At 37.5% G+C, this 20,985-nt stretch carries 22 protein-coding genes; 10 read left to right on the top strand and 12 right to left on the bottom strand.

Going from position 1 to position 20,985, the window contains the following annotated elements; genetic code table 11:
- The first annotated feature begins 69 nt into the window (after positions 1 to 69).
- From IWC72_RS03550 to IWC72_RS03510, 9 genes are all read left to right on the top strand, one after another.
- Entirely contained in the window at positions 70 to 1,398 is a 1,329-nt protein-coding gene (locus IWC72_RS03550) for an amylo-alpha-1,6-glucosidase (RefSeq protein WP_194528835.1), read from the top strand.
- Positions 1,382 to 3,391: a glycoside hydrolase family 97 protein gene (locus IWC72_RS03545; protein ID WP_226979474.1), complete on the top strand. Its 2,010-nt coding sequence runs from the start codon at positions 1,382 to 1,384 to the stop codon at positions 3,389 to 3,391. The genes IWC72_RS03550 and IWC72_RS03545 overlap by 17 nt, the downstream gene beginning before the upstream one ends.
- Positions 3,392 to 3,676: 285 nt before the next feature.
- Complete coding sequence (locus IWC72_RS03540; RefSeq protein WP_194524866.1) at positions 3,677 to 5,281, top strand: sodium:solute symporter; 1,605 nt, start codon at positions 3,677 to 3,679, stop codon at positions 5,279 to 5,281.
- Positions 5,282 to 5,291: 10 nt separating this feature from the next.
- Positions 5,292 to 6,416, top strand: a complete 1,125-nt coding sequence (locus tag IWC72_RS03535) for a glycerate kinase (RefSeq protein ID WP_194528834.1) — start codon at positions 5,292 to 5,294, stop codon at positions 6,414 to 6,416.
- A 41-nt stretch (positions 6,417 to 6,457) separates the two neighbouring features.
- Complete coding sequence (locus tag IWC72_RS03530) at positions 6,458 to 7,009, top strand: hypothetical protein (protein ID WP_194528833.1); 552 nt, start codon at positions 6,458 to 6,460, stop codon at positions 7,007 to 7,009.
- 192 nt (positions 7,010 to 7,201) lie between these two features.
- On the top strand, positions 7,202 to 7,708 hold the full coding sequence (locus IWC72_RS03525) for a DinB family protein (RefSeq protein ID WP_194528832.1): 507 nt from the start codon (positions 7,202 to 7,204) through the stop codon (positions 7,706 to 7,708).
- A gap of 10 nt (positions 7,709 to 7,718) precedes the next feature.
- Complete coding sequence (locus IWC72_RS03520) at positions 7,719 to 7,931, top strand: hypothetical protein (RefSeq protein WP_194524862.1); 213 nt, start codon at positions 7,719 to 7,721, stop codon at positions 7,929 to 7,931.
- A gap of 89 nt (positions 7,932 to 8,020) precedes the next feature.
- The gene (hemN, locus tag IWC72_RS03515; RefSeq protein WP_194528831.1) at positions 8,021 to 9,382 is read left to right on the top strand and encodes an oxygen-independent coproporphyrinogen III oxidase; all 1,362 of its coding nucleotides are present in this window, start codon (positions 8,021 to 8,023) and stop codon (positions 9,380 to 9,382) included.
- Between the two features lie 31 nt (positions 9,383 to 9,413).
- Complete coding sequence (locus IWC72_RS03510; protein WP_194524860.1) at positions 9,414 to 10,235, top strand: universal stress protein; 822 nt, start codon at positions 9,414 to 9,416, stop codon at positions 10,233 to 10,235.
- Positions 10,236 to 10,299: 64 nt separating this feature from the next.
- On the opposite strand, the gene IWC72_RS03505 is transcribed toward IWC72_RS03510, so the two are convergent.
- Positions 10,300 to 11,691: a Gfo/Idh/MocA family protein gene (locus IWC72_RS03505; RefSeq protein WP_194528830.1), complete on the bottom strand. Its 1,392-nt coding sequence runs from the start codon at positions 11,689 to 11,691 to the stop codon at positions 10,300 to 10,302.
- A gap of 261 nt (positions 11,692 to 11,952) precedes the next feature.
- Between IWC72_RS03505 and IWC72_RS03500 the strand changes: the two genes are divergently transcribed.
- Positions 11,953 to 12,423: a pyridoxamine 5'-phosphate oxidase family protein gene (locus IWC72_RS03500; protein WP_194524858.1), complete on the top strand. Its 471-nt coding sequence runs from the start codon at positions 11,953 to 11,955 to the stop codon at positions 12,421 to 12,423.
- A gap of 41 nt (positions 12,424 to 12,464) precedes the next feature.
- On the opposite strand, the gene IWC72_RS03495 is transcribed toward IWC72_RS03500, so the two are convergent.
- From IWC72_RS03495 to ccoG, 11 genes are all read right to left on the bottom strand, one after another.
- A complete protein-coding gene (locus tag IWC72_RS03495) occupies positions 12,465 to 12,707 on the bottom strand; it encodes a 2Fe-2S iron-sulfur cluster-binding protein (protein WP_226979473.1) in 243 nt (80 codons plus the stop codon).
- A gap of 115 nt (positions 12,708 to 12,822) precedes the next feature.
- Positions 12,823 to 13,170: a hypothetical protein gene (locus tag IWC72_RS03490; RefSeq protein WP_194528829.1), complete on the bottom strand. Its 348-nt coding sequence runs from the start codon at positions 13,168 to 13,170 to the stop codon at positions 12,823 to 12,825.
- 26 nt (positions 13,171 to 13,196) lie between these two features.
- Entirely contained in the window at positions 13,197 to 13,916 is a 720-nt protein-coding gene (gene ric / locus IWC72_RS03485; RefSeq protein ID WP_194528828.1) for an iron-sulfur cluster repair di-iron protein, read from the bottom strand.
- 63 nt (positions 13,917 to 13,979) lie between these two features.
- Positions 13,980 to 14,414 (bottom strand): RrF2 family transcriptional regulator, encoded by a 435-nt coding sequence (locus tag IWC72_RS03480; protein ID WP_194528827.1) that lies wholly within the window; start codon positions 14,412 to 14,414, stop codon positions 13,980 to 13,982.
- Between the two features lie 83 nt (positions 14,415 to 14,497).
- Positions 14,498 to 14,893, bottom strand: a complete 396-nt coding sequence (locus IWC72_RS03475; protein ID WP_194528826.1) for a group III truncated hemoglobin — start codon at positions 14,891 to 14,893, stop codon at positions 14,498 to 14,500.
- A 24-nt stretch (positions 14,894 to 14,917) separates the two neighbouring features.
- Positions 14,918 to 16,186, bottom strand: a complete 1,269-nt coding sequence (locus IWC72_RS03470) for an acetyl-CoA hydrolase/transferase family protein (protein ID WP_194528825.1) — start codon at positions 16,184 to 16,186, stop codon at positions 14,918 to 14,920.
- 140 nt (positions 16,187 to 16,326) lie between these two features.
- Positions 16,327 to 17,781, bottom strand: a complete 1,455-nt coding sequence (locus IWC72_RS03465) for a vanadium-dependent haloperoxidase (RefSeq protein ID WP_194528824.1) — start codon at positions 17,779 to 17,781, stop codon at positions 16,327 to 16,329.
- Between the two features lie 63 nt (positions 17,782 to 17,844).
- Positions 17,845 to 18,336, bottom strand: coding sequence for a GTP-binding protein (locus IWC72_RS03460; protein ID WP_194528823.1), 492 nt, complete (start codon positions 18,334 to 18,336; stop codon positions 17,845 to 17,847).
- A gap of 27 nt (positions 18,337 to 18,363) precedes the next feature.
- Positions 18,364 to 19,068, bottom strand: a complete 705-nt coding sequence (locus IWC72_RS03455; protein WP_194524850.1) for a sulfite exporter TauE/SafE family protein — start codon at positions 19,066 to 19,068, stop codon at positions 18,364 to 18,366.
- Between the two features lie 7 nt (positions 19,069 to 19,075).
- Positions 19,076 to 19,522 (bottom strand): FixH family protein, encoded by a 447-nt coding sequence (locus IWC72_RS03450; RefSeq protein ID WP_194524849.1) that lies wholly within the window; start codon positions 19,520 to 19,522, stop codon positions 19,076 to 19,078.
- Positions 19,523 to 19,538: 16 nt separating this feature from the next.
- The gene (ccoG, locus tag IWC72_RS03445; protein WP_194524848.1) at positions 19,539 to 20,957 is read right to left on the bottom strand and encodes a cytochrome c oxidase accessory protein CcoG; all 1,419 of its coding nucleotides are present in this window, start codon (positions 20,955 to 20,957) and stop codon (positions 19,539 to 19,541) included.
- Between the last annotated feature and the right edge of the window lie 28 nt (positions 20,958 to 20,985).

Here is a 20,985-nt window from a genome sequence, read left to right as displayed (position 1 = left end):
GTTTAGTTTTTAATTCAGAGACACATTGGCGGTGGCTTGCTGCCAGTGTGTTTTTATATTACGTATGTTATGAGCAAAAATTTTATAAAAAGGGCACAAGACATTTTAGACGCTAATTTTCAAGATGGAGGTTTTACCATCCCTAGTAAAGGACTTTATCCTTTTCAATGGAAATGGGATAGCGGTTTTATTGCGGTAGGTCTTGCCCATTACAATGTAGATCACGCAAAAAAAGAAATAGAGACCTTGTTGAATTCACAATGGGGCAATGGTTTTATACCGCATATTGTGTTTCACACAGATGACGATTCTTATTTTCCAGGCCACGATTTCCACAGGTCGGATGTGCATCCGCTTTCATCTAAAAAATATAAATCTACAGGAATGACCCAACCTCCGGTTACGGGGTTTATTCTTCAAGATATGCTCAATATTGTTGATGATAAAGAAGATATGTTGGACTTTATTAAAAGTCAGATAGATAAGGTGTATGACAATCATGTGTATTTCTACGAGAATCGTGATCCGCAGAATGAAGGTCTTATGTACATTTATCACAACTGGGAGTCGGGTACGGATAATTCTCCGGTGTGGGATGATATCTGGGATACTATGAATCCGCCAGAATATACTTTTGAGCGAAAAGATACTACACATGTAGACGCCTCTCAGCGACCTTCTAAAAGGGAGTATGACCACTACCTGTACATCATTGATATAGCCAAGCAAAACAATTATGATGATGCCAAAATTGCTGAATTATCTCCTTTTTTGGTACAAGACCCTTTGTTTAATGCCATGCTCATCAAGTCCAATCAAGCATTAATGGAGCTATATGAATTGATTGGTGGCCATGAAGATAAAATAGCCTACCTCCGTAAAAATCAAGAAAAGAGCATCGCTTCGTTTAATGAGAAGTTGTTCGATACGGAATTGGGCGCTTACGTGCATTATGATTTAAGAAATGAAAAACCAATTCGCCATATTTCATCTTCATCTTTCTCTCCGTTGTTTGCTGCTATTCCTAGCAAAGAAAGAGCCGAAGTTTTGGTCAATACCATGATGGAGCGTTTTGGAGGTGATGATAAATATTTATGTGCATCTTTTGACCCCACTGATGACCGCTTTAATCCTAGAAAATACTGGAGAGGTCCCGTCTGGATCAATATGAATTGGATGCTGTACCGCGGATTGAAAGATTACGGGTATAAAGAGATTGCAGAGCGCGTTAAGCAAGATTCAATTGACCTTGTGGAGCGTGATGGCTTTTTTGAGTATTTCGATTGTAGAAAAGATACCGGAGAAGAAACCCGAAAAGGATACGGTGGGGACAATTTCTCATGGAGTGCAGCACTTCTAATAGACCTATTGAATGATTCATATGCAAAAAGCATTTAAGATTATGTTTTACATTTTTAGAAATACAAACTGTAATTTAAAAAAAATAGGTCTTTCCTTTTTTAGTGTTGTATTACTTTTTATTAATCAGGTTGCAGGTCAGGAATTTACTTTAAAGTCCCCAGCAGGAAACAATGAAGTTCAAATACGTATTGGCGATAATATATCTTATAGGGTGTTGCATAAAGGGGAAGAAGTGCTAAGCTTTTCTCCAATTTCAATTACGATAAATGGAATGCAATTAGGGGAAAATCCAAAAATTAAAAAACAAAATAGTGTTACGGTAGACCGTGTAATTGAACCGGTGGTAAGAGTGAAAAGGGCTGAGATAGTTGAAAATTACAATCAGTTGAACCTAACTTTTAAAGGGAACTTTGGGGTAAGGTTCAGAGCTTATAATGATGGCGTTGCATATAGAATAGAAACCACATTAAAGAAAGATGCTCAAGTAGATGAGGAAGAACTGGTTTATAATTTTCCTGAGAATTTTAAAGGAAATTTTCCAATATCGGACGGTTTTTTCTCCCATCAAGAAAGAACGTCTTTTCAATATTCATTAGATGGTTTACCGCAAAAAGAGATGTCTTGTTTACCTGTTTTGATGCATGTAAATAATGGGGTGAAATTAGCCATTACGGAAGCGGATTTGTATGACTATCCTGGTTTTTATTTGAAGAAAGGCGATGGAAATTCTTTAAAAGCTGTTTTTCCTTATTACCCTTTAAAAACAATAAGACCTAGGGATAGAGATGTGAAGGTTGTAGAAAGAGAACCGTTTATGGCTAAAACCCAAGGAAAAAGAACATATCCTTGGCGCCTCATGGTTATATCCGATGATGATACAGAACTTATAGAAAATGAATTGGTGTACCTACTGTCTAGAGAGCAAAATGAAATAGATATGGACTGGGTCAAGCCCGGAAAAGCCTCTTGGGACTGGTACAACGCCAATAATGTATATGGAGTAGATTTTAAATCGGGCTTTAATACGGAAACATATAAATATTACATTGATTTTGCCTCTCGATCCAATATAGAGTACATCATTATCGATGAGGGATGGTATGATATTGAAACCGGAGACTTGCTAAATCCTGTTGATGCTATACGAATGGAAGAATTAATTCAGTATGGAAAAGAAAAAGGGGTTGGAATCATACTTTGGGTAACATGGAAAGCACTGGAAGACCAGTTTGAAGATGCGATGGATAAATTCCAAAGTTGGGACATTAAAGGAATTAAGGTCGATTTCATGAAAAGGGATGACCAATGGATGGTCAACTATTATGAAAAAGTAGCGAGAGGAGCTGCAAAACGAAAATTGCTTGTTGACTTTCATGGGTCTTATAAACCATCAGGTCTACGCAGGGCATATCCAAATGTAATTACAAGTGAAGGTGTGTTGGGGTTAGAGCAAAACAAAGGGAGCACGTTGGCTAATCCAGAAAATAACTTAATTATTCCTTTCACAAGGATGTTGGCTGGTCCAATGGATTATACTCCTGGGGCGATGGCAAATGCACAAAAGGAAAATCATAGTCCAATTTTTGAAAGGCCAATGTCCTTAGGTACGCGTTGTCATCAGTTGGCAATGTTCGTAGTGTATGAAAGTCCGTTACAGATGTTGGCGGATACTCCTTCAAGATATTTGAAGGAAACAGAAGCTATGGAATTTTTATCAGTTGTACCTACGGTGTGGGACAAAACAATTGCTTTAGATGCCCAATTTTCGGATTACATAGTTGTGGCTCGAAAATCAGGTGATGATTGGTACGTGGGTGCAATGACAGATTGGACTGCCCGTGATTTAGAGATTGATTTTTCATTTTTAAACGAAGGCTCTTATACCATGACTTTATATCAAGATGGGGTAAATGCGAATCGATTTGCAGAGGATTATAAAAGATTAGAATTAGAAGTGACCCCATCGGACAAAAAGACCATTCATTTGGCTCCTGGAGGCGGATGGGTAGCTAGAATAGTTAGAAAATAGGAAATAAAATTGAGGATAGGGAAACCTAAGTGTTCGTATAACCATTCTCTTGGTGGTTAACGTTAATTAGTGCTAGTTGTTGAGCCTTCCTTGTTCTCATTAGACTCAAAATGGTGGTCAAATTGATATTATTGTTTCAATTTCCGCCATGGAGAGTCTATTTATCAATTATTTGTAAGATATTTCTACGGTATTTTGATTTTATCATTAATAAGTAGTTAAAACCATATTCTGTTCACTGAACATGAATAAAAATAGGACACCAAACCAAAAGTATATGTACTCATGAATTATTTAGACTATATCATAATCGTTGTTTACCTGGTAGGTTTTTTGGGACTGGGTTTTCTGTTCAAAGAAAATAATTCTGGAGGCGATTATTTCCTAGGCGGAAGAAAGACTTCTTGGTTGCCGCTGAGTCTTTCGGCTATGGCGACACAACTTTCGGCCATTAGTTTTATTTCGGCTCCTGCATTTGTAGGCCTCAAAGACGGTGGTGGTATGCAATGGCTTACTTATGAATTAGGTGTGCCTTTGGCCATGGCATTTTTATTAATTGCAGTACTGCCCACTCTATATAAATCTGGTATTGTAAGTGTTTATGAGTATCTAGAAAAACGTTTTGATGCATCATCACGATTACTGATCAGTTTTGTTTTTCAGATTAGTAGATCGGTGGCTACCGGCGTAATGGTGTATACCATGGCATTAATTCTACAAGCAACTATTCAAATGGACTTTTGGATATCTATCTTGATCATAGGCCTGATTACCATGGTATATTCCTACCAAGGGGGTATGAAAGCCGTAATTTGGGGAGACGTTATTCAAATGAGTATTCTTTTTATAGGTATTATTATTTGTCTTTTTTATGGGTTTAGTGAATTAGGTGGAATCGACAATTTTCTTACTCATGTAGATAGAGACCGGGTTACTGCTGTAGATTTTAGTAAGTGGGGCTTCAACAATGCAGATGGTAATGATGAATTTGGTTTCTGGCCTATGGTAATAGGGGGCTTTTTTCTTTACGCATCCTATTACGGAACAGATCAGACGCAGTCCCAACGTCTATTATCTTCTAGTAGCATGTCCAACCTTAAAAAACTAATGATGGCCAATGGCTTACTTAGGTTTCCATTTACATTGACTTATTGTATAATGGGCCTTGTGTTGGGTACACTATTGGTTCAGGATGCAAGTTTTCAGGAACAAATGGACTTCGTTTATCAAGCTAATATTTCTTCTTTAGAAGGAAAAAAAGCCGATTTAATGGTGCCGGTTTTCATTATTAAATACTTGCCAAATGGGATCATAGGTATACTTATTGTTGCAATTATGTCTGCAGCTATGTCTACGCTTAGTTCTACGGTTAATTCACTTTCTGCTGTTACTATGGAAGATTTTGTGAAACGTTTTCATCCAAATATGCCGGATAAGAAATACATGACCTACTCAAAATTATTATCTATTTTTTGGGGACTCGTATGTTTGTTCTTTGCTTTTTTTGCGGGCAATATAGAAGGTACGGTTATAGAGGTAATCAATAAAATCAGTTCTGTATTTTATGGGCCTATTTTGGCCGCTTTTATCCTTGCAATTTTAACTAAGAAGACACATGCTCTTGGTGCTAATATTGGGATTGTTGCTGGCGTTCTGTTCAATATCTACCTATGGTTATATGTACCTCAAATCTTTTGGTTTTGGTGGAACGCGTTAGGTTGTTTAGTTACTGTTTTAGTAGCTCTTGCTGTCAGTTATACCGTAAAAAGACAAGTAAACGAGGGTCTGGAAGTAGTGTACTATTCAGGAAAAAAAGAGGTAGCTATTTTACTGGCCTATTTTGTGGCTATAGTTGTATTTAGTATCTCTTTACCAAATATTTTGAATTAAAATCAGAGCTATGAAATTTATAATCGCGCCAGATAAATTCAAAGGTTCCCTTACGGGATTTGAATTCTGTGATGCCGTAGAAGAGGGTTTGCAGCATGTTTTCAATGATGCCGAAATCATAAAAATGCCTTTGGCAGATGGTGGCGATGGCACTATTGATGTGGTGAAGCACTATATACATGGCGAGAAGATAACCATAGCGGTAAATGACCCATTGTTTAGACCTATTAGTGCTTCCTATCTGTACGCTGTAAAAAATCACATTGCCTACATAGAGATGGCCGAAGCATCCGGACTTAAGTTATTGGATGATTTGGATAGAAATTGTATGAACACTACCACCTTTGGCACAGGAGAGCTTATTGCTGATGCCCTGGAAAGAGGTGCCAAAGAAATTATATTAGGTATAGGGGGAAGCGCTACTAATGATGGAGGTATGGGTATGGCTAATGCTTTAGGATACCGTTTTATAGGTGATTTTAGTAAAGAATTAGAACCTATTGGTAGTAGTTTAAACAAGGTTAAAAACATAGATGCTTCAAAAGTTCACCCGTTATTGGCCAATGCCAAATTTAAAATAGCTTGCGACGTTTCTAATCCGTTTTATGGCAAAAACGGTGCGGCAAAGATATATGGGGCACAAAAAGGAGCCTCCGCAGAAGAGATTGAAATTCTTGATAAAGGGCTGAAGAATTTTGCAAAAGTAGCTTTGGATACATATGATATAGGCCTTCAAAAAATAAAGGGCTCTGGTGCTGCTGGCGGAATAGGTGGCGGAGCCATCATTTTTCTAAGAGGAGAGCTGACTTCTGGTATAGATTTGATAAAAGAATTGGCTCATTTTAATGAGGTAATTGCAGATGCAGATTGGATTATTACTGGCGAAGGTCAGTTAGATGAACAGACTTTGTCAGGGAAGACTATTAATGGGGTGGTCATTTCGGCAAAGAAGCATAAAGTACCAGTTGCAGCCTTATGTGGTTCGGTTTCCATTTCCGTAGAACAACAAGAAAAGTTTGGACTCATGTATGTAAATTCAATCGTAAGGGGAATTTCTACTTTGCCCCAGGCTATGGCTTCCAGTTATACAAATTTGGTGAACGCCAGTTATAATTTCGCCCGATTAATAAAATGAAGTTTATCTGTTATCTCTAATTTTGCCTTAAATTGAACCAAATGGAAGATGAGGAGTTTAAGTATGAATATGTCAAAAAGGGTGTTGTGCAAGAATTGCAGTTTCTTCAATGGCTTCATAGTTTGTTTATACTTAATGTCGAGATAAATAAGGAATACAATCATAATTCAGCAGAATTATTTATAGTTAAATTGGTACAGTTTTTAAAGGAGGGAGATGAATATTGCCAAAATATTATTCCTAAGCTACCCACATCAGACATATTCAAGATTCAGTTATTTCAACGTATTTTAAAATTTATTGAAGATTTTAAAGAAAACATTCCATTGGCTGAATTTGATTTTTTGGAATACAAAAGGCATACTGTTTGTCACATTTTCCAGAATGGGTATGAACCAGTCCAACGCAATTTGAAGGTTAAAACACTGTTGAAAAATCGAGAGTTGTCGGAAATAGATAATAATTTGAAGGACATAATCAGTTCGGAAAAAACTGAATTGGATGTTCAAAAAAAACTTTTTAAAAAGTATTATGTCTTGATTGAAGATTTGAGAACTGATTTGATATATATTGAAAAACAACGTGACAATTAAAGAATGATGGATTTGGAAGACATAAAGCTATATCTGATGAGTTCATCTTACTAATATGTTTTAAAATGCAACTTATTTTATATCAATCTTTCTAAAAATATAGCATTTCAATTTTACTACTGACAAACTGCTGTCACTACCCACTTTTACATTTGTTCTTGTAATACAATACGAACCTTAAAAATGTAAATTATGAGCACAGCAACCACATCAAAAGAAAAAGTAGCCCAGGTTATTCTTCCATCGGAACTATTGGCCCACTGGCAAGGACATAGAACTTTGACCAGAAAAGTAATAGAAGCATTTCCTGAGAAAGATTTTTTTGAATACAGCATTGGCGGAATGCGTCCATTTTCAAAAATGGTAGATGAACTCTTGAGTATAGCAGGTCCTGGAATGCAAGAAATAGTTACGGGAAAAGCAGCTGCCTTCACAGAAGACGTAGCTCATGGAAATAGTAAAGCCAAAACCTTAGCGCTTTGGGACGAAGCCACAGAAGAGATTAATGCCAATTGGGCTAAGATAGGGGTAGATAAATTTCATGATACGATTAAACTTTTTGGTCAGTACGAAGGTACCATCCAATCTACTATTTTGTATTTTATAGATAATGAAATACATCATCGCGGTCAAGGTTATGTGTATTTAAGGTCTTTGGGTATTGAACCACCTATGTTTTGGGAAAGATCAGAAGCTTAATTTTAGAGTTATGACTGTTCTGGTTTTTAAAACAACTGTAGTTAAGAATAACCAAATAAGGCATTTAAGGCCGCTGTTGAACCGTTTGGTAGAGCCGGAAGGTAGATGGAATTTTGACCTTGAGGATTGTGATAATATTCTCAGGGTTGAAACCCGTCAGCAACCATCGCAGTTCGCTTCCGTTTTGCAAAAACATGGTTTTGACTGTGAAGAATTGCAATAGCGGACATGAGATATTTTCGCTACCTGACATATATCATATTTTGGTCCGTATAACGAAGCTAAGTTTGTATCAAAATCAAGATACGATCTATGTGCAGTTTAATTCAGAAATATAATGTTGCAGGCCCTAGATATACTAGTTATCCTACCGTTCCTTACTGGAATATGGACACTTTTTCTAATAAAAAATGGCAGTCCAGCTTAATCCAGAGTTTTGATGAGAGCAATGCAACAGAAGGCATAAGCCTTTATATACATCTGCCTTTTTGCGAGAGTATGTGCACGTTCTGTGGTTGTCATAAGCGTGTAACGCAAAGGCATGAAGTAGAAGAGCCGTACATACGGTCAGTATTAAAAGAATGGAAGTTGTATTGTGATTTATTCTCTGAAAGACCAATTATAAAAGAACTTCATTTGGGAGGTGGTACACCAACCTTTTTCACGCCTCAGCATTTAAAGAACCTGGTAAAAGGTATTTTTAGTATTGCCAAAAGGGCAGAGGATTATGAATTTAGTTTTGAGGGGCATCCCAACAATACAACCAAAGAACATTTACAAGCGTTATATGATGTAGGTTTTAGACGGGTTAGTTTTGGTGTACAGGATTACAATGTAAAAGTACAACAGGCCATACACCGCATTCAGCCTTTTGCGAACGTAAAAAATGTTACGGAATGGGCTAGACAAATTGGTTATACGTCAATAGGTCATGATATTATTTTTGGGTTGCCTTTTCAAAAAGAAGAACATGTTCGCGAAACCATTTTACGAACCAAAGAGTTACGTCCGGATCGGTTGGCATTTTACAGCTATGCACACGTGCCGTGGTTAAAAGGAAACGGACAAAGAGGGTATAAGGATGCCGATTTGCCCACTGCAGATGAAAAACGGCAACAATATGAAACGGGTAAAGCTTTGTTGGCAGATGTAGGTTATCATGAAATAGGCATGGACCATTTTGCCCTTGCATCCGACTCGCTTTATAAATCGATGGAATTAGGAGATTTGCACCGCAATTTTATGGGATACACTGCATCCAAAACGCAAGCAATGATTGGTTTGGGAGCCTCAAGTATTAGTGATAGTTGGTATGGTTTTGCCCAAAATGTAAAAGGTATTGAAGAATATCAGCATTTAGTAGAAAATGATGTTATTCCAGTTTATCGAGGTCATATTCTAACGGATGAAGACCGTGTAGTCAGAAAGCACATCTTAAATTTAATGTGTGATTTTAAAACTACATGGGGCTTGTTCAGTCAACACTTTAATGGAATAGATAAGGTTGTTGATAGGCTACGTGTAATGGAGGAGGATAATTTGGTCAACATTGGTACTTCTGGCATTGAGGTCACTGCAAAAGGTCGCCCGTTTATTAGGAATATTTGTATGGCGTTCGATGTGCTGTTACATCAAAAAGAGCCCAAAAGAAGATTGTTCTCTATGACTGTTTAATACTGCCCTAATCGTTAAAAATAGATATATCATGAAAAAAATAATTGTACCCTTAGATTTTTCTCAACAGTCTGAATATGCCTTAAAAGTGGCAGTCTCACTTGCTAAGAAACATGGTGCGGAAATATTGGCGCTCCACATGTTAGAATTAAATCAGGCTATGATTACCTCTACGGAAGGTTTCCATCCTGAGCAGACCGTTTTTCTAATCAAACTAGCAGAGAAACGTTTTAAAGAATTTCTAAACAAGCCATATTTGGAAGGTTTAAAAGTTACTCCGATTATTAAACACTATAAAGTGTTCAGTGAGGTAAACGAAATAGCTTTAGAGCATAACGCAGAACTTATTGTTATGGGTTCTCACGGAACTGACGGTCTTGAAGAAATTTTTATAGGCTCTAACGCCGAAAAAGTAGTGCGTAATGCTGAAATTCCGGTAATTGTAATTAAAAATGAAATAAACGATTTCAAAATTGAGCGTTTTGTATTTGCATCGGATTTTAGGGAAGAAAGTACTGAAGCATTTGAAAAAGCAAAGGCATTTTCAGAGATGTTACAAGCCAATCTTGATTTGGTCTATATCAACACACCTGGTGATGATTTTATGAGCTCAAGTGATATCTATACTCGGATAAACAATTTTATAGGAAAAGTAAATCAGGCATTACAAGTTGAAATATATAATGACTATAGTGTAGAACGTGGGGTTCTAAATTATAGTGAAGCCAATAATGCCGATGCCATTGGTATATCTACCCATGGCCGTAAAGGCTTAGCACATTTCTTTATGGGCAGTATTGGCGAAGATGTTGTTAACCACTCCAAAATACCAGTGGTTAGCTTTAAGATATAGATGCACTTAAACTACGCAACTATAAGGGCGGTACGTTATATGCGTGCCGCCCTTTCTTTATAAGTTATCCAATTTTCATTTCGGTGGGGTTCCAGTTTATGGGTTTATTCTTGTAATAACTTTCATTGGCTAATAGGGCAGCACCGGCAGCTCGCAAACCAAATGTTGGGTCTTGTATGACTTTTCCGTTTTCTCTTATGGCGGTAAAGAAATTATAGAAATGGTCGTGATGACCACCTTTGTAATCCTTTGGAGCTTGCCATTTTGTAGATCCTGTTTCTAGGGCAGATGTACGCGTTTCTATATTTTGCTGTGCGTACCCATTTTTAATCTTTTTTTGCATTGCTTCGGGAAAGGAAATCATAGAGTAGCCACCTGGTACTAAACCAAGTTTTGACCTTCTGAGCGAAACGGAATTTTGTCCTATCTCCATCTCACCTTCAGTACCTACTAATTTAAAACCACTTCCGCCACCGCTTCCGGCAATAAAGTTGATTCTAAATGCTGCATTAAATGCTGCATGAGTTTCTGTTTTTGGATAATCGTAAAGTGTAATACTCACATCGGGTACATCTCTGCCGTCTTTCCAGTATCGTAATCCTCCTGTAGCCATAGCCCGGTTGGGTCCGTGCGAATCAATTATATGGTTTAAGGTAGAGAAGGCATGAACGAACAAATCTCCGGCAACACCAGTGCCATAATCTTTATAATTTCTCCATCTAAAAAAGCGTTTATCTTCATAAGGTACTTTTGGTGCGCTGCCCAAAAAGGTGTCAAAATCAACCGTTTTTTTTCCGGCATCTGGAGGAATAGGGTATTGCCAAGCGCCTTCAGCTGAATAACGATCATTATAAAAATCTAGCATAACAATGTCTCCAATAGCACCTTCTTTATACAATTGTTTTGCTTTTTCATTACCTAAAGAAGACATTCCTTGACTACCTATTTGGCATATTTTTCCTGAAGCCTTTTGGGCTGAAATAATATCTTGGCCCTCTTGCCATTGCTGTACCATGGGCTTTTCACAATACACATGTTTGCCTGCTTTAAGCGAATCAATTACTATTTTTTTATGCCAATGGTCCGGGGTCGCGATGATAACGGCATCAATATCTTTTCTGTTTAAGATTTCTCTATAGTCGCGCGTGGTGAAAGTGTCTTCTCCCCAAAGTTCCTTGGCACGTTCCAATCTTCCCGTATAAAGGTCACATGCCGCAACAAGCTGTATGCCGTCTACGGTAAGAGCAGCCTGTGTGTCAAAAATACCTTGAATACCTGTACCTATGAGGGCAAGGTTTATTTGGTCATTAGGGGAGAATACGTTGGTTTCGTATGCACGTTGCATGAGAATATTTTCATTTTTAGAGGCCGATAAAATAAATGGGGCTGAGGTAATAGCTGCAGAACTTAGAGCAGCCTTTCTAATAAAATTTCTGCGGGAACTTTTTTGTTTCATAAACTATTGTCATTTTGTAATTAGATGGTTTGGTAAGGGGAATTTAGACAATTACGGATTGTGCTGCAAATAATAGCTATGGGCTAGTATTTTCTCAAAAGATCACGTGATATTTTTCGTTTTCCGAAAGGGTTAGGTCAAAAGGGTGATTTACAACCTGTAAACCTGATAATTGTCATAGTTTTTCACTTTCAGCTGAGGTAATTTTAGTCTTATTAATAATAAACAGTCTAAACTCGCTCGGGCGCTAATAAATTGGTTATGGAAAAGGAAGTAAAAGTCATGAAACAGGATGATTGCATACAGTTTTTGGGTAATTATTGCATAGGGCATCTGGCATATGTATCAGGGAAAAGCCCGCATATTGTTCCAGTTACCTATTTCTATGATAAGGAGAATAAATGCCTGATAAGTTATTCTGCTGAAGGTCATAAAATAGAATCTATGCGAAGGTATTCCCAAGTTGCCCTACAAGTAGAAGACATTCATGAATTTCATGATTGGCGCTCTGTTATGGTTAATGGAAAATTTGAAGAGTTAAAAGGGGCTACGGCAAAGAAATACCTTCACACTTTTGCCAATGGAGTACAAGATTTGCTAAACAGAACTGAGGAAAATAAGGTGGATTTTATAAAGGATTTTTCAAGTAAAATGGAATCTGAAACAGCACCTGTGGTGTATTGTATACATATTTCTGATATAGTAGGGAAGTATAGAACTAAAGCTAGTTAGATTCGGCTTTTTTCTTACCAAGTTATTTCAGCCTTAATAATCTAAATGGCATCATCTTTTAAAACACTAAAGGTAATGCCATTTAGATTTGAATTTACGGGAATTTGACAAGCTAAACGACTAGTTTGGTCTGTGTCAAGAATATTAGAAAGGGTATGCTCTTCGTCCATCTCCATTTTTCCTAGACTACAATCACTATTAATTTTTATATGACAGGTGCCGCACCAGGCCCTTCCTTTGCAATCTCCCCAATCTTGCATGTATTTATCTAGTAATAACTCCATGAGACTATGGTATTCATTAGTTACAAAATGGGCTTGGTTTATTTCGCCAAACTCGTCAATAAATGTTAGACTATGACTTTTTGTAGGCATACTAATAATCTACTATAGATTTGGTTTACAGGAGGTTTGTAATGATAATAGAACTACTAAAAAGTAAACTTACTAATAACATATTAAAAGTTGTTTTAGATTTTAGTTGTGCAAGCACAGCGGCATTGTAGCCCATACATAAAATGGTGACAAAAAATAGCAAAGTCATTTTTGAAAAGTCATGTATGTTACTCATCAACAATACCATGGCTGCGGCAGAACCAATACAACTTTGAGCAATAATAGCAATTGTTGCATATCCAGTTTGTCCACTTTTAAACTCAGTCAATATATTACAATATATTCTAGCAAGGGCGTTGCTAGTGTGTTGTTTTTCGGAATAGTTTAGAGGAATAGATGTTGAATTTTTCATGATTATTATTTTTAGATTTTCGTATTTTATGCTACAGGTGTTAATTGCTTTTCTAATTCATTTGCTTTTGTGAAAAGTATGTTGTTCTCTAGGTGAATATGTCGGTGCAAGTCGTCTTCAAATTCTTGTAATAACGAATATGTGACCTTATAGGTAGAACAGGCATCTGCAGGTGGTGTATAGTCATTACTTAGTTCTGCAATGGTTCTAAAGCGAACACCTTCATTATCATGCTCATCCATCATAGTGCGTATAGGGTTGGATACGGTACCAAAATGAGGAGCACTTAAATCCTTCCCAGATTGTTTGGCTTTAACCATTTTACGCACAAAGGGAAAGAGCACTAGTTCTTCCTTTTTCATATGCATGGCCAATTCACCGGCAGACTCCGTAAAGAGTTCTTTGATTTCAAAAAGTTCAGGATGATTTGTGCCATGAACGCGGCATAGTTTATCTAGGTACGTTTTCAATACGGTACTTTGTGCCTCAACATATCTGTGGTGTTTCTTCTCAATATAATCAACAAGAAGATCTAATGGCCAGGATTTGAAATCAATATTATCGCTGCTGTTTTGCGTTGTTACCGCTTTTAGTTCGGCAGAAAGTATATCAATATCTAAATTGTTTTTTGTTGCAACCTCTTCAAGTGAACGGTTGCCTCGGCAGCAAAAATCAATTTTATGGTTTTTAAAAACTTGTGCGGTTCGGTAATCTTTAGCTACAATTTCGCCTACTGTCTGTATCATAATTTTTCTTTTTTAAGTTTATATAAATTCGGATAATTTTATCCGAATTAGAATCAAATTTTTTTAGCGTCTCAAATAGGTGAGTCCTTCTTCTAATCCCATTGTCATATCGTAAAGGCTTGTGTTTTCAAGCATATTTTTTAAGTCTGCTCGTATTTGAACAAATTTATCATGAACAGGGCAGGGCTCGTTAGCGTTGCACTTTTTTAGACCCAAACCGCAACCTTCATATACCGTGTTGCCATCAATAGCATATACAATTCGATCAAGTTTTATTTTAGAAATATTGGATGTGGCAATTTCAAAACCACCAGAAGCACCTTTTACAGATTCTACAATATGGTTCTTAGATAGCTGTTGTAAAACTTTAGCAGTAAAGGCTACTGGAGAATCAATCTGTTCAGCAATCTCTTTTAAGCTCACACGAGTACCTTCTAGCGATTTTAATGCTATGTAGGTTGATGCTCTGATACCGTATTCGCATGCTTTTGAAAACATTCTAATGTGTGTTGTTTTACGTTACAAAGATATAAACTTTTTAATTAGGATAAAATTATCCGAATTAAAATATTCAATTTAGTTTAGGAAGTCTCATTTCTATGCTGGTACATCTTAATAAAAAGCATGGTACTCATTTTTTGAGCTCTATTCTTTGCTATCCAAGCTCTTTCGCCTTCAAAAAGTTCATCTAAAGTTGCGAACCAGTGGTTGAGCCAGAGCCCAAAATGTTCAGAAGTAATAGTGCCGTTAGTTTTATCGTCTACTTCCTGGTGCGCAGTGACAGGGTTACCATTGTATTTACGTTGAAGAAATAATTGAGTTTCCCAAAAATCGGTCAATAGCTTTAAGTGCGCTTCCCAATCGGTTATAATTTTATTGAAAATTGGACCTAGTGTATTATCCTTTCGAATTTTTCCATAGAAAGTCTCAACAAGTAATTTCACATCCTCTCGTGTTTTAATCTCTTTCTTCTCCATCGTATCAAAAGTACACTATTAGGCTTAGTTCTTGAAACGCTCATGGGTAGCCTGTTCAAGTTCTTGTCTGAAATTTGGATGCGCTATTTCAATTAGAGCTTTCGCTCTTTCTTTTAAGTTTTTTCCAAACAGATTTGCAACTCCATATTCGGTTACTACATAATGAACGTGTGCTCTCGTTGTTGTTACTCCTGCACCTTGTTTTAGAAAGGGAGTTATTTTAGAGATACCTTTTGCAGTAAGCGATGGCATGGCAAAAATAGGTTTTCCTCCTTTTGAAAGTGATGCGCCACGTATAAAATCCATCTGGCCACCAACACCGGAATACTGCCTGCTGCCAATGGTATCCGCACAAATCTGGCCAGTTAAATCTATTTCAATAGCACTATTAATAGCGGTAACTTTTGGGTTTCTTCTAATAATTGCGGTATCGTTGGTATATGCAGCTTCTTTAAAATGTACCAAAGGATTATCATCAACAAAGTCATACATTTTCTGTGATCCTACGGCAAAACAGGTTACTATTTTTCCTGTCTTTACTTGTTTGTCTTCACCAGTCACTACTCCCTTTTCGATTAAAGGTAGAATGCCGTCAGAGAACATTTCTGTATGAATACCAAGGCGTTTGTGGTTTCCTAGGTTACTCAATACGGCATTAGGAATACTGCCAATACCCATTTGTAGGGTTGCACCATCTTCAATTAAACCTGCAACATTTTTACCTATTTCTGCTTCTATTGGTGAAACAGCAATAATGTCATGAACGTGAATAGGGCAATCTACGCCAATGGCACAGTCTATATTTTTTATATGGATAATACCATCGCCATGAGTTCTAGGTACGGAAGGGTTAATTTGAGCAATCACCCTTTTTGCCATTTGAATAGCCGGAAGCGCTACGTCTACGGATACACCTAACGAACAATAACCGTGCTTATCGGGTGGAGAAACTTGAACTACGGCTACATCAATAGGTAGAATGCCTTGTCTGAAGAGCAGGTGTATTTCACTCAAGAAAATGGGAATATAATCGCCTTGTGTACTGTTCACCACGTTTCTTACATTACCGCCAACAAAGCAGCTGTTCATTCTAAAACTTTTATTGTAAGGTTCATGGGCGTATTTGGCATCACCTTCCGTATGTATTGATATGATTTCGACGTTTTCTAACTCTTCATGTCTGTCGCAAAGAGCATCTACTAGAACGTTTGGGGTCATTGCAGCACCTTGTATAAATACACGGTCACCAGATTTTATTGTAGATACGGCTTCTGCTTTTGAAACGATTTTCATAATGGTTGGTTTTGTCATGCAAATATCAACAGAGAAGCTTATCTAAAACATGAGCAATGTCATATTTGTGAAATTAGAAACATAAAAAAAGGGAACCTATTCGGCCCCCCTCTTTATATATAGTATAGCGTTTTGTTTTTCTAATTCCCTAAGTGCGTATTGTAAAACTTCCAAGCTTGAGAAGCAACATCTCTACCTAGTTGCAAGCCAGCAATATTGTCCGCTTGAATATGGTAACCACCCATAACTCTAGAAATACCGGCCATATTTGCGGCTTCCGTAAAGGTTGGAAAAGTAATAGTTACTGGTTTTCCATAGTGAGTGGAATCTAGTTCAGTTAATGTGCCAGGCACCAATACTACGGATTCACCAAAATGTTCATCACCTGTAAAAAGCCGAAGAACTTCTGCGCACCCACCACTAATGGTACTGTGACCAGAAGTATAGCTTGGGAAAGGAGGGCATAAAAAAATGTCTGGGGAGTAAGGTCTCCATTCCTGTCCTTTCATTTCAACAATGCCTTTACCTGGTCCCCCCCAAGCTTTTATTGTTTGGTCTTTATAGTATTCATGAACCAGTGCATACGGTCTGGCATAATCATAGAACATTTTAGAATCCCATGAGGCAATAAATGCATCCATAGCCGTAATTTCTGTTAAGAAATACATTTTTACATCTTCGTCTAACGAATGATTGTCGCGGCGTGACACATCTTGGGCAAATTTGAGCCAGTGACCTGCTTGTTGTACGGATTGCGGGCCGTCTCGCATAAATTCTACCAAGGCCTTATCTTCATCTGAAAGATTGGCTTGTAGGTCAACAACCTCTTTCACCTCTTGCTTTAATTGCTCAGAACCAACCATGGGTGGTGGACCTGGCCTAAATTGCTCTGCTGATGTCATCGTAATTGGAGTCACTTTCTGCCAATAAGGAGTGAGACATCCAGGGGCATATTGACCACCATTGCCATCTGAAAAATATTTGGGCTGCCATCTGTTGATATCCGTATTTTCATCTGCTGAATTCACTGGACTGTAGTTGGTATAATCAAAATAAGCCTCTCCATTAGAACCTTCAACTTCACCATATTGATTGCTACCATCATTTTTTCTAGCTTCTATGGTTGCTTTAGCTGCTAAATTACCGATACCTTCCGGTGTAGTTGGGTCCATTGAGGTATTATCAGGGTCAAGTCCTAAATCGACCATAAATTTCCGGAACATTTCAGTATCGGAATAGTAGTATTCCTTCATCGCACCAAAAGCAGCATAGCTAATGGCAATTTCTTTGTTCTTTAGATTTTGTTCACCGGAAGGTCTGCGGTCTACGCCCTTTAAATAAACGGGTATGGCTTTTTCATCATATATGGACCATGCGTCAAAAATGGAGATAAAAATCAGCCCAAGGTAACGAGAGGTAATTGTTGGTCTGGGCTTAAATTTTTCAGTATCCGAAGCTGTAGCATCTAAGGCCATCTTTCCCCATTTGTAAGCTACATTTTCTATTCCCCGTGGCTCTTCTTGTTTTTTCTGGGAGAAAGTTGTGCCAGAACATAGTAACCCTAAGCTAAGGGTTAACATTAAAATACGTTTCATTTGATTGGTTGTTAGGTTGTTGATAACTTTCAAATATAAGGAAGACATTAAAACTTCAAAAATTTATGGCGTAAGAACTCTCATCATAAACCCGTATAGTTTTTGCATTTGTGGCTTTCCTTTTCGTTTACCGCTTCGTCCAAAAAAGTAAAGTACAAACCATACCACTACTATCATAGCCATTAGTCCTAGTTGCAAGTGGTAAGGTTTATTTAAAGATGCACTTGAATACGCCCAGGTTCCTAAAATTAGAAATAGGGCGGCAACAACAAAATGAACGAACATAAAGAATGTCCAAAGGGTAGGGTTAGGTCCAAATATGCCATGTACACGGCAGCTGGAAGCATCTAGTTCATCTATCTGCAAGTGGAGTTGAGGTGACCAGAAATGGTTGTTTTTGGCGTTGAATTTGATAAATACATGCTCATCTAAACGGTTTACTAAAAACGGAGGCACTGCCGAGTTTTCAAAATTTTTCAGGACTTTTTCTTTGTGCTCGGGCACATCTAACTGAAACCTGGGGCGAAGTACAATTTCGTTCGGTAATGGTTTCATAAGTTATTGTATTAATGTCAGAGCCGTTTAATTATGGCATTCTATAGCACTAGATGCCATTTCTGTAATGGGAGCAGGAGATACATAAGGAATCCCTAGGCCAAGACCTCTCACAATAAAAAGCAAGCCTATGACAATTACAAAAACGGGTATGGCTTTTTGTACTTTATGGCGAATACCGCCTTTTAACAGGCCGCTAAAATATATGGCCGTAGTCATCAAAGGAAGAGTACCTAGGCCAAACAGAATCATATATAAACTTCCCTGTAAAGCATTCCCCATTGCAATAGCGCCAAAAAGAGCCATATAGACTAGCCCACAGGGTAAAAAACCGTTTAAAAACCCAATCGTCAAGAAAGTATCGGGAGTCTTTTTTTTAAGTTCTTTGCCCAGTTGGTTTTTAACCTTTGATATGATTTTGTAAATGGGTTTTGAGAGATTGTATTTGTTGAATGTTTTATATGGAATTAAAACCACCAAAATCATTAAAATACCAATGGCAATGGAGAGTTTCTGCTGTATACCGAAAAGGGAAAGCCCTTTTCCCAAAAGACCAAAGAGGAGTCCAATGATACCGTAGGCCATTAATCGCCCAAAATGATATATAAGTATCTGTCCGAATTTTTTAAAATTATTAGAGTGGTCTACTGGAAGCATAAAGGCAATAGGCCCACACATACCCACGCAGTGTAAGCTTCCCATTAGACCTAATATGACAGCAGATAGAATCATGTTTCTCTTAAAACGTTATGCTTTCTTTGTGTAAAAAATCTTTCCCTTGGTGTTTCCAGAATATTTTTATGTCCCAACGACCATCTAATAAGCGTTTGTCAGGTATGAGCAAATGTGAATTGGATAGACTAATGGGTAAGTCAAAATCCAAGTGCTTATTAGACGGTCTGTAAAGGGACACAATGCCAGACACATTTGTATTGTTATAGCCTTCAGGAAAGACGATTTGCAATCCGTCGGCTGCTTTTTTTAGTTGTATTTGTTTCGTTGCATTAAACGCATTTTGCTCTGCATCAATTTCTTTTTGATAACCTAATTCAGCTTTATAATACTCTTCAGTCACCAAATCATGATTCGCATTATGACTTGTGGTCATTCGAATCACGAAAAACAGAATAAAACTTATGAAACCTATAATGGCTATTACGATACCTGTACCCCAATTTATTTTCATGATTTTTATTTTAATTCTATTTGTAACTACGTGGTGCTAAAAAGCGGGCCGTGGTAGTTTCTATAAGTTTATCATTACTAAATACCCCAATTTTCAAGTTGTTTTTGTCACCGCTCAATACCGAAGCATTGATTTCTATAAACAAAGTGCCTTCCGCTAGCGCTTCGGGCTGCACATCAAAATTCTCATGGCGTACCAGTTTTATTTCCCCTTTAGGGGATATCAATTCAAAATGAACATTATCTACTGACTTGGTTGTTTTGTTTAGTAGTTTATAGGTGTATACATTACTGATAATGTTCCCTTCTTTATGTTCGTAAAGTTGGCCTGGTAACCGTAAAATATTTGCTTCGAGGTCATTTCTTAAAAACATCATTCCCACAAGTACTCCGGTTAAAATGACCAATACGGCCGTATACCCTTTTAAACGAGGAGTAAATTTGAATTTTTCTTTTTTGGTAATTTCATCTTCACTGGCATAGCGAATCAATCCTTTTGGGAGATTGACTTTTTCCATAATGGTATCACACTCATCAATACAAGCCGTACAGTTTACACATTCTAGTTGCGTTCCATTTCTAATGTCTATTCCTGTAGGGCAAACATTTACACATTGAAAACAGTCAATACAATCACCATGGCCCAATGCTTCTCGGTCTTCATTTTTACGCCACTTTTTTCTTCCGTTTTCAGCTTCACCCCGTTTGTGGTCATAAGCAACAACAATAGATTGGTTGTCTAGTAAAACCCCTTGCATACGCCCGTATGGGCAGGCAATTATACAAACCTGTTCTCTAAACCAAGCAAATACAAAATAGAATACCGCTGTAAATATTAAAAGCGATAACATGGTACTCAAATGCTGCGATGGTCCGTCTGTTATGTATTGTATTAGACGGTCACTACCAATCAAATAAGCCAGAAACACATTAGCTATGATAAATGATATGATGAAAAAAACGAACCATTTTAAAACCCGTTTACGAATCTTTTCGGCGTTCCAGGGTTGTCTGTCAAGTCGCATTTGGGCGCCACGGTCACCATCTATCCAATATTCTATCCTACGGAAAACCATTTCCATAAAAATGGTCTGAGGGCACATCCACCCACAAAAAATACGACCAAATGCCACCGTAAAAAGAGCAATGAAAACTACCCCAATAATCATAGAGATGACAAAGAGGTGAAAATCTTGCGGATAAAACGGAAACCCAAAGATGTTGAATCGCCTTTCTAACACATTGAACATCAAGAATTGGTTGCCATTTATTTTAATAAACGGAGAAGCAATCAAGAATGTAAGGAGTACATAGCTCACATATTTACGGTAGTCGTAAAATTTGCCACTAGGCTTTTTAGGAAATACCCATGCCCGTTTTCCATCTTCTTTGATAGTACCAATAGAATCTCTGAAGTTATCTTGGTCTTGTGCCATTTTGTTTCTCTTTGTCGGCTAGTAAAGG

Source organism: Zobellia roscoffensis (assembly GCF_015330165.1).
In the GTDB taxonomy this organism is placed as follows: Bacteria; Bacteroidota; Bacteroidia; order Flavobacteriales; family Flavobacteriaceae; genus Zobellia; species Zobellia roscoffensis.
This window is presented reverse-complemented; position numbering and strand designations above follow the sequence as displayed.